The organism is Methylobacterium sp. WL18 (genome assembly GCF_008040015.1).
Taxonomy (GTDB): Bacteria; Pseudomonadota; Alphaproteobacteria; order Rhizobiales; family Beijerinckiaceae; genus Methylobacterium; species Methylobacterium mesophilicum.
Map to the genome: position 1 here is coordinate 1 of NZ_VRVD01000191.1, position 7,940 is coordinate 7,940.

Here is a 7,940-nt window from a genome sequence, read left to right on the forward strand (position 1 = left end):
GGCCGAGCGTCAGCCCGATGGGGATCGCCGGCACCAGCAGGGCGGTCGCCCGCGCCCCCCGCAGCCGCGGGTCGAGGGCGCCGCGCGACAGGGCCAGGGCGGTGAGGATCGCCAGCCACGGCATCAGCGGCAGGACGTAATGGGGCAGCTTGGTCGGCACCGCCTCGAAGATCAGCCAGGCCGGCAGCACCGCCGCGATCAGGAACGCGACGGGGGGCTCGCGCCGGGCGCGCCAGGCGAGCGGCAGGCTCATCGCCGCGAAGGCCGCCCCCGGCCAGAAGGTCGCGAAGAACGCGAGCGCGTAGGCGCCCGGGGGCGCCCAGTGCCGCTCGGCGCCGCCGCCGACCTTGGCGAGCATGTCGTGACCCACCGCCTCCGCGTAGAAGGCGCCGCCGCTCTTCCAGGCGATGGCCGCGAACCACGGCGCCACTAAGAGCAGCGTCAGCGCCAGCCCCGCAGCAGGCTTCAGGGCGAGCAGCCAGCGGCCCGAGCGCGCCACCACCGACAGGATCAGCGTCGGCAGCACCACGAACAGCGGCACCATCGGCCCCTTGATCAGGATGCCGAGCGCCATCCCGAGCCAGAAGGCCGGGAAGACCGCGCGGCCCACGGTTCCGCCGGCCCGGTATGACAGCCACACCCGGGCGAGCGCCCCGAGGCTCGCGGTGGCGCAGGCGGCGAGCAAGGCGTCGGTCTTGGCGAGATGCGCCTCGGCGGTGAGCATCAGGCCGGCGCCGTACAAAGCTGCGGCGAGCAGGGCGAGCCGGCGGGGCAGGAACGCCAGGGCGGCCCAGTAGGCGAGCAGCACCGAGGCGGTGGCGCCGATCAGCGACGGGATCCGGTACAGGGCGATCTGCCGGCGGGCGTCGGGGATTCCGAGCGCCTCGCCCGCCGCCACCGCGGCGGCCTGCGCCCAGTAGATCCCGACCGGCTTCTTGTGCCGGGCCTCCCCCTGGAAGCGGATGTCGACGAGGTCGCCGCTCTCCAGCATCTGCTTCGAGGCCTGGGCGAAGCGCGGCTCGTCCCGGTCCATCGGCTGCAGCGAGATCTGCCCCGGCAGGAACAGCAGCAGACACAAAGCCAGCAGGGCCAGGACGGCGCGGCCATGGGTCAGGCTCAGCGCGTCGAGTCCGCGGCCGGTCCGGTCGACAGAGGCGAGGCGCGGGACGCCGTCGGCGGAGAGGCTCGTGCTCATGCCCGGCCGGTCAATCAGGATCGGACGGGAAGGTCAAATGCGCCGTCATCCCTCCGTCATCGCGTGCGACGACGGCGCGGGCCGTCAGGACGCCGCCCGCAACCGGGCGAAGCCGGCATCCAGATCGGCCTGGAGGTCGGCGACATCCTCCAGCCCGATATGGAAGCGCAGGGCCGGGCCGCCCGGGGCCCATTGGGTGGCGGTCCGGTAGCCGGCGCAGTCGAACGGGATCACCAGGCTCTCGAAGCCGCCCCAGGAAAACCCCATCCCGAACAGCTCGAGCCCGTCCAGCATGGCGGCGACCGCCGCCTCGGGCACCGGCTTGAGGATCACCCCGAACAGCCCGGAGGCGCCGGAAAAATCGCGCTTCCAGATCGCGTGGCCGGGATCCTCCGGCAGGCCGGGATGCAGCACCCGCAGCACCTCCGGCCGGGCCTGGAACCACCGGGCCATCTCCAGCCCGGCGCGGCCGTGCTCGCGCAGGCGCAGCGCCATGGTGCGCATGCCCCGGAGCGCCAGGAAGATGTCCTCGGCCCCGGCGCAGGGGGCGAGATGGTCGAAGGTGCGCCGCACCGCCGGGAAATACGCGGCGTTGGCGGAGGCCAGGCCGATCAGCAGGTCCGAGCCGCCGCTCAGGTACTTGGTCCCCGCCTCCACCGCGATGTCGACCCCGCGTTCATGGGGCGGGAACAGCAGCGGCGTCGCCCAGGTGTTGTCCATGATCACGCAGGCGCCCTGCGCATGCGCCACCTCGGCGATGGCCGGGACGTCTTGCATCTCAAAACTCTGCGAGCCGGGGGCCTCGACCAGCACCGCCTTGGTGTTCGGGCGCATCAGCTCCACGATCCCGGCGCCCACGGTCGGGTCGTAATAGGTGACCGCGACCCCGAACCGGGCCAGGACGCCGTCGCAGAACTGCCGGGTCGGGCGGTAGGCGGAATCGGTCACCAGCAGGTGGTCGCCGGCCGAGACCGCGGCCATCAGCGCGATGGTGAGCGCCGAGAGACCCGAGGGCGTCACCACCGTGCCGGCCGCGCCGGCGAGCTCGGTCCAGGCGTCGGTGAGCGAGTCCATCGTGGGCGTCGCCGAGGTGCCGTAATTGTAGCGCCCGCGCCGATGCTTGATTGCGTCGTAGGTCGGGTAGAGCACGGTCGAGCCGCGATAGATCGGCGTGTTGACGAAGCCGTGTTGCGCGCCCGGATCGCGGCCCGCGTGGACGAGACGCGTCGCCGCCCCGAATTTTGCCTTGGACTCGGGCTTGGGCGTCAGGGACATTGTGGCTCTGAGATCGCGTTGCGCTGCGACACACGAAGCCCGCAGGCCCGGGCGAGGTCAAGCCTGAGGCGCGAACCAGTTCGGACCGGATGCGGCTGAGAGTTTTCTCACCCGCCACAGAACGGCTCGGATTTCTTTGAAAATCCGTGACGCCTTCGCACCCCAAGTGCTCGGGCTGAGGGCGATACAGGCTAGCTTAGCGGACGCCGTTACATCGCCGCCCAGATCGTGCGCAGGTCCCCTCTCCCGTGCGGGAGAGGGACAGGGTGAGGGGGCAGGTCTTTCCGGAGAAGGCGCATGCCTCACTCCAACCCTCTCCCGCACAGGAGAGAGGGCATGTTGCGCCTCGTAACAGGAGTTGCCCCCACCCTATCTAGGCTGGAGCATATTGGGGAGAGCACCATCTTCGTCTGATGGCCCGTCATCAGGCCAGGAGCAACGCCGTGGATATGCTGACCTATCGGGGCTTCTCGGCTCGCGTCGAATGCGACGCCGAGGACGGGCTGTTCTTCGGCCGGATCGCCGGGATCAACGACGTCATCAGCTTCCACGGCGAGAGCAGGCCAGCGCTTGAAGCTGCGTTCCGCGACGCGGTCGACGAGTATGTGGTGCTGCGCCTGCTTGCCCCCATCGCTCACGGCGTCTCGGGTGGATCGGAGACCGCAGCCTCCTCGTAAGCTTGCATCCAGGCGGCGTGGTCTTCGGAGCCGTCCGGATAGGGACATTCGCTCGCGGGCTTGCCGTACAGCCGGGCGTTGCGCCCCTGGATGAACGGGCTGTCGCTCGCGGTGGCCTGCACGTTGGTCAATATCGCCTCCCGAACATTGGCACCCACTCCGCCGATTTGGGGTGGGCTTCGTTAACGGGCCGGCGGGTAATCTGTTGCCGTCTCAAGTCGCGTTCCGGGTCGTCTGCGTGCGTATCCTGCGTTCCCTCTTCGGCGGCGTCCTCGTGCTGGTCTCGACGGCGATCGTCGCCTTCGTCAGTGCCGACCGGATCGCCCATCTGGCGCCCCCGGCCGTGGTGCGCGCCGCCCAGGCCGAGCCCTCGGCCACCGGGTCGCTTCCGCTGCCGGTCAAGGCTGCGCCCGCGCCGAAGGCGGCCGTGCCCAGCATCCCGAACGGGTTCGATACCGAGCGGCTCAACGCCCTGATGCGCGGCGACCCGATCCTGCCGCGCCGCTGAGCGCGTTCGGGGCTGCGCGCCCCGAAACCCCCGCCAAAGGGCTGAGCCCTTTGGGAACCCGTCAGCGAGCCGTGCGGAACACCTGCAGGTCGAGGTCGCGGACCTTCTTGCGCAGGGTGTTGCGGTTGACACCCAGCAGCTCCGCCGCACGGATCTGGTTGCCCCGCGTGGCGGCGAGCGCCGCACCGATCAACGGGCCTTCGATCTCCCGCAGGATCCGATGATAGAGGCCGGGCGGCGGCAGCGTGTCCCGGTAGCCGGAGAAGTAGTCCGACAGGTGGCGCTCCACCGCGCTGGACAGGGTCTCTGATTCGCCGTTGGCCTTGCGGGCGCTGCCGTTGGCCGAGGCCGGGGCGGCGAGCGGCAGGGTGTCGAGCTCGGCCTCGATCACCGGGCCGGTGATCGTCTCCTGCGGGTACAGGGCGGCGAGCCGCCGGACCAGGTTCTCGAGTTCGCGGACGTTGCCCGGCCAGCGGTAGCGCTTGAGCCGCTCCATGGCGTCGCCGTCGAGCGACTTGCGGGTCAGGCCCTCGCGCTCGACCAGCACGAAGAAGTGGCGGATCAGGTCCGGCACGTCCTCGGACCGCTCCCGTAGCGCGGGCAGCCGCAGCGGCACGACGTTGAGCCGGAAGAACAGATCTTCGCGGAAGATTCCCTGCTGGATCGAGATCCGCAGGTCCTTGTTGGTCGCCGCGATGATCCGGACGTTGGTCTTGATCGGCAACCGGCCGCCGACCGTGGTGTACTCGCCCTGCTGGAGCACGCGCAGGAGCCGGGTCTGGGCCTCCATCGGCATGTCGCCGATCTCGTCGAGGAACAGGGTGCCGCCCTCGGCCTGCTCGAACCGGCCGGCCGAGCGCTGGAGGGCGCCCGTGAAGGCGCCCTTCTCGTGCCCGAACAGCTCGGACTCGATCAGGTCGCGCGGGATCGCGGCCATGTTGACCGGCACGAACGGGCCGGTGCGGCGGCGGCCGTAATCGTGCAGCGCCCGGGCGACCAGCTCCTTGCCGGTGCCGGACTCGCCGGTGATCATCACGGTGAGGTCGGTGGGCATCAGCCGGGCGAGCGCCCGGTAGATCTCCTGCATGGCGGGCGAGCGCCCGACCAGCGGGATGTCCTCGTTGTCGGGGGGCGCGCCGGCCGCAGGCGCTCCCCGGGGACGCGACAATGCGCGGCCCACGATGGCGATCAGCTCCTTCAGGTCGAAGGGTTTCGGCAGATACTCGTAGGCCCCGCGCTCGGAGGCGCGGATCGCCGTCATGAACGTGTTCTGCGCGCTCATGACGATGATCGGCAGTTCCGGCCGCACCCGCTTGATGCGGGGCAGCAGGTCGAACACGTTCTCGTCGGGCATCACCACGTCGGTGATGACGAGGTCGCCCTCGCCCTGCGCGACCCAGCGCCAGAGGGTCGCGCAATTGCCCGTCGAGCGGACTTCGTAGCCCGCCCGGGACAGTGCCTGGTTCAGCACCGTGCGGATGGCGGCGTCGTCGTCGGCGACGATGATGTGGCCGTTCGGCATGACTCTCTACTCAGACGTCCGGCCGGGCGGCCGAAACACAAGACGATTTCAAGGGTCGACCGACGATTCGCGCCCGTCGCGGGCGCTCGACATCGGCAGAAGAATGCGGAACGTCGTACGGCGGGGGGCGGGATCGCACTCGACGATGCCGCCGTGGTCGCCCACGATCTTGGCAACCAATGCAAGTCCGAGGCCGGAGCCCTGCGACTTGGTGGTCACGAACGGGTCGAACAGGTCCGGAAGCAGGTCGGCCGAGATACCCGGGCCGTTGTCGCGGATCGCGACCTCGATCGGCAGGCTGACCCGCTCGCGCGAGCCCGGCACCTGCAGGCGCAGGCCGGTGCGGAACGCGGTGGACAGGGTGATCTCGCCCTCGACCGCGTCCGGTCCGATCGCCTCGGCGGCGTTCTTCACCAGGTTCAGGATCACCTGGATCAACTGGTCGCGGCTGCCGAGCACCGGGGGCAGGGACGGATCGTAGGTCTCGACGAAGCGGATATGGCGCGCGAACCCCGACTGCGCCGAGCGCTTCACCTGGTCGAGCACCCCGTGGACGTTGACCGCGCCGCGGTCGGCCGGGCGCTCGTCGCCGAACAGCTCCATCCGCTCGACGATGCGCACGATCCGGTCGGATTCGTCGCAGATCAGCCGGGTGAGCATCCGGTCCTCCTCGCCGCCGGTGCCCTCCAGAAGCTGCGCGGCGCCGCGGATGCCGGCGAGCGGGTTCTTGATCTCGTGGGCCAGCATCGCACCGAGCGCCACCATCGAGCGGGCGGCGCCGCGATGGGTGAGCTGGCGGTTCATCTTGTCCGCGATGGTGCGCTCCTGGAGCATCATCACCACGGCGTCGTCGTCGTCGGCGAGCGGCGTGGCGAACACGTCGACGCTACGCTCCAGACCGAGGCGGGGCTGGGTCAGCTCGACCCGGTACTCGCTGACGCTGGCCCGGCGGCGCCGGACGTCGGCCACGAGCGCGATGATCGGCGACGCGAACGGGATGATGTCGCGCAGGCGACGCCGCTGCATCAGGCGCGCGGAATAGTCGAAGAAGGCCTCCGCGGCGTGGTTGCAGTGGAGGATCCGCTCGTCGCCCCCGATGGTCAGGACCGGCAGCGGCAGGGCGTTGAGCACGGCCTCCCCGGACATGGCGCGCCGGCCGCCGGGCTCCTGCGGAAAGGCGTCCTCGGTCACGCGGCCTCCCGGATGATCTCGGCCGCCCCGAAGGCGCGCGCCAGAAGGGCCAGCGCCACCTCGGGATCGGTGGTGGTGAGGAGGGCGGCGCGCTCGGCCGGCTCCAGCGCCCCGCCGGTCTCGGCATAGGCGGCGAGGTGCTTGCGGGCGTGGCGCACGCCCATGTGGCGGCCGTAGAGCGACAGCAGCCCGGCGTAATGCGAAACCGCCATCCCGGCCAGTTCAGACCGCGAGGGCGGATCCGCCGGCCGGCCGGCCAGCGCCGCCGGGGTGATGATCGGGCGCTGGCGAGGTCGACCACGTCGCCGTTGGCGATCACCGGGATCGACACCGCCTCGACCACGGGGCGGATCGCGGCCCAGTCGGCGACGCCCTTGTAGAATTGCTGCCGGGTCCGCCCGTGGACCGTGACGGCGTTGAGCCCGAGCCGCTCGGCCCGGGTCGCCAGATCGACGGCGTTGCGGGTCGCGTCGTCCCAGCCGAGCCGCATCTTGACGGTGACCGGCACCGACACCGCGCCGCGCACGGCCGCGAGCAGCCTTTCGGCATGGTCGAGGTCGCGCATCAGCGCCGAGCCCGACGCGATTCCGGTGACGATCTTGGCCGGGCAGCCCATGTTCACGTCGATCACGTCGGCGCCGCCGGCCTCCGCGAGGCGTGCGGCCTCGGCCATGGGCTCCGCCTCGCAGCCCGCCAGCTGGACCACGTGCAGGTCGACCCCGGAGCCGTCGGCCCGCAGGGTCGCCTCGTTGGCGCCGCGGGCGAACTCCCGCGCCGCCACCATCTCGGACACCACCGCGTCCGCGCCGCAGCGCCGGGCGATCCGACGCATGTGCAGGTCGGTGACCCCTGACAGGGGCGCGAGCAGGCAGAGCGGGGCGGGGGAATCCTCCCCGCGATCCGGACGTCCACGGCGCAGCGCGCTTAAATAATGATCAGTCGCCATTCTGCACAACAATGAGGCAAGGGCGATCCGCTGGCAAGCGGGTGCCGCGCGTTGATTTCGGGCCCTCCCCCGCTTAAACGACGGGCACCCTCAACGGCAGAGGTTCGGCAGCACGGCTGGCCCGCGCGCCCGCTGCCGTCCTCTCCCCGGATCCGACGAGTTCGCCGCCCATGCCCGCCACCGGCACGCCTGCCACCGGACCCGCGGATGCGGAGTCCGGCGTCGCCGCGGTGGTCGTGGCGGCCGGCCGCGGCATCCGCATCGGCGGCAGTACGCCCAAGCAGTACCGCAGGGTCGGCGGCCAGGCGGTCCTGACCCGGACGCTGGCGGCGCTGGCCGCCCAGGACACGATCGACCGGATCCAGCCGGTAATCGCCGCCGACGCCGCAGACTTCTTCCTCAGCTGCCTGGACGAACTCGCCCCCGGTCTTCGGGAAAAAATCGTCGCCCCCGTCGAGGGCGGTGCGACGCGCCAGCTCTCGGTGCGCGCCGGCCTCGAGGCGCTGGCCAAGCTCGGAGCGCCGGAGATCGTGCTGGTGCACGACGCAGCCCGCCCCTACGTCGATGCGGCCTTGATCGCCCGGGCGATCGCGGCCGGCCGCGACCACGGCGCCGCGGTGCCCGGC

8 protein-coding genes and 1 pseudogene are annotated in these 7,940 nt (G+C 71.2%); 3 read left to right on the forward strand and 6 right to left on the reverse strand.

Annotated features, from left to right (window positions below; all coding sequences use genetic code 11):
* On the reverse strand, positions 1-1,195 hold a 1,195-nt coding region (locus FV228_RS14865), incomplete at its 3' end, for a glycosyl transferase (protein ID WP_147855331.1).
* Positions 1,196-1,279: 84 nt separating this feature from the next.
* Complete coding sequence (metC, locus tag FV228_RS14870) at positions 1,280-2,470, reverse strand: cystathionine beta-lyase (protein ID WP_147855332.1); 1,191 nt, start codon at positions 2,468-2,470, stop codon at positions 1,280-1,282.
* A gap of 443 nt (positions 2,471-2,913) precedes the next feature.
* Here metC and FV228_RS14880 point away from each other — a divergent pair, with 443 nt between their 5' ends.
* Entirely contained in the window at positions 2,914-3,147 is a 234-nt protein-coding gene (locus FV228_RS14880; RefSeq protein WP_147855334.1) for a hypothetical protein, read from the forward strand.
* On the opposite strand, the gene FV228_RS33135 is transcribed toward FV228_RS14880, so the two are convergent.
* Positions 3,105-3,278, reverse strand: coding sequence for an Rmf/CrpP family protein (locus FV228_RS33135; RefSeq protein ID WP_187277759.1), 174 nt, complete (start codon positions 3,276-3,278; stop codon positions 3,105-3,107). The two genes, FV228_RS14880 and FV228_RS33135, sit on opposite strands and share 43 nt — an antisense overlap.
* 107 nt (positions 3,279-3,385) lie before the next feature.
* Here FV228_RS33135 and FV228_RS14885 point away from each other — a divergent pair, with 107 nt between their 5' ends.
* On the forward strand, positions 3,386-3,655 hold the full coding sequence (locus tag FV228_RS14885) for a hypothetical protein (RefSeq protein WP_147855335.1): 270 nt from the start codon (positions 3,386-3,388) through the stop codon (positions 3,653-3,655).
* Positions 3,656-3,716: 61 nt separating this feature from the next.
* On the opposite strand, the gene ntrC is transcribed toward FV228_RS14885, so the two are convergent.
* From ntrC to FV228_RS14900, 3 genes and pseudogenes are all read right to left on the reverse strand, one after another.
* Positions 3,717-5,177: a nitrogen regulation protein NR(I) gene (gene ntrC, locus FV228_RS14890; protein ID WP_147855336.1), complete on the reverse strand. Its 1,461-nt coding sequence runs from the start codon at positions 5,175-5,177 to the stop codon at positions 3,717-3,719.
* A gap of 48 nt (positions 5,178-5,225) precedes the next feature.
* A complete protein-coding gene (locus FV228_RS14895; RefSeq protein ID WP_147855338.1) occupies positions 5,226-6,323 on the reverse strand; it encodes an ATP-binding protein in 1,098 nt (365 codons plus the stop codon).
* A 41-nt stretch (positions 6,324-6,364) separates the two neighbouring features.
* Positions 6,365-7,314: pseudogene (locus tag FV228_RS14900) on the reverse strand (tRNA-dihydrouridine synthase family protein).
* Between the two features lie 170 nt (positions 7,315-7,484).
* On the opposite strand from FV228_RS14900, the gene FV228_RS14905 reads away from it, so the two are divergent.
* The coding region (locus FV228_RS14905) for a 2-C-methyl-D-erythritol 4-phosphate cytidylyltransferase (RefSeq protein ID WP_147855337.1) at positions 7,485-7,940 on the forward strand (456 nt) is incomplete at its 3' end.

Bases quoted from the DNA above. Each gene is read 5' to 3' on its own strand.
- metC (WP_147855332.1), bottom strand. From the start codon at position 2,470: ATGTCCCTGACGCCCAAGCCCGAGTCCAAGGCAAAATTCGGGGCGGCG.
- ntrC (WP_147855336.1), bottom strand. From the start codon at position 5,177: ATGCCGAACGGCCACATCATCGTCGCCGACGACGACGCCGCCATCCGC.
- FV228_RS14895 (WP_147855338.1), bottom strand. From the start codon at position 6,323: ATGTCCGGGGAGGCCGTGCTCAACGCCCTGCCGCTGCCGGTCCTGACC.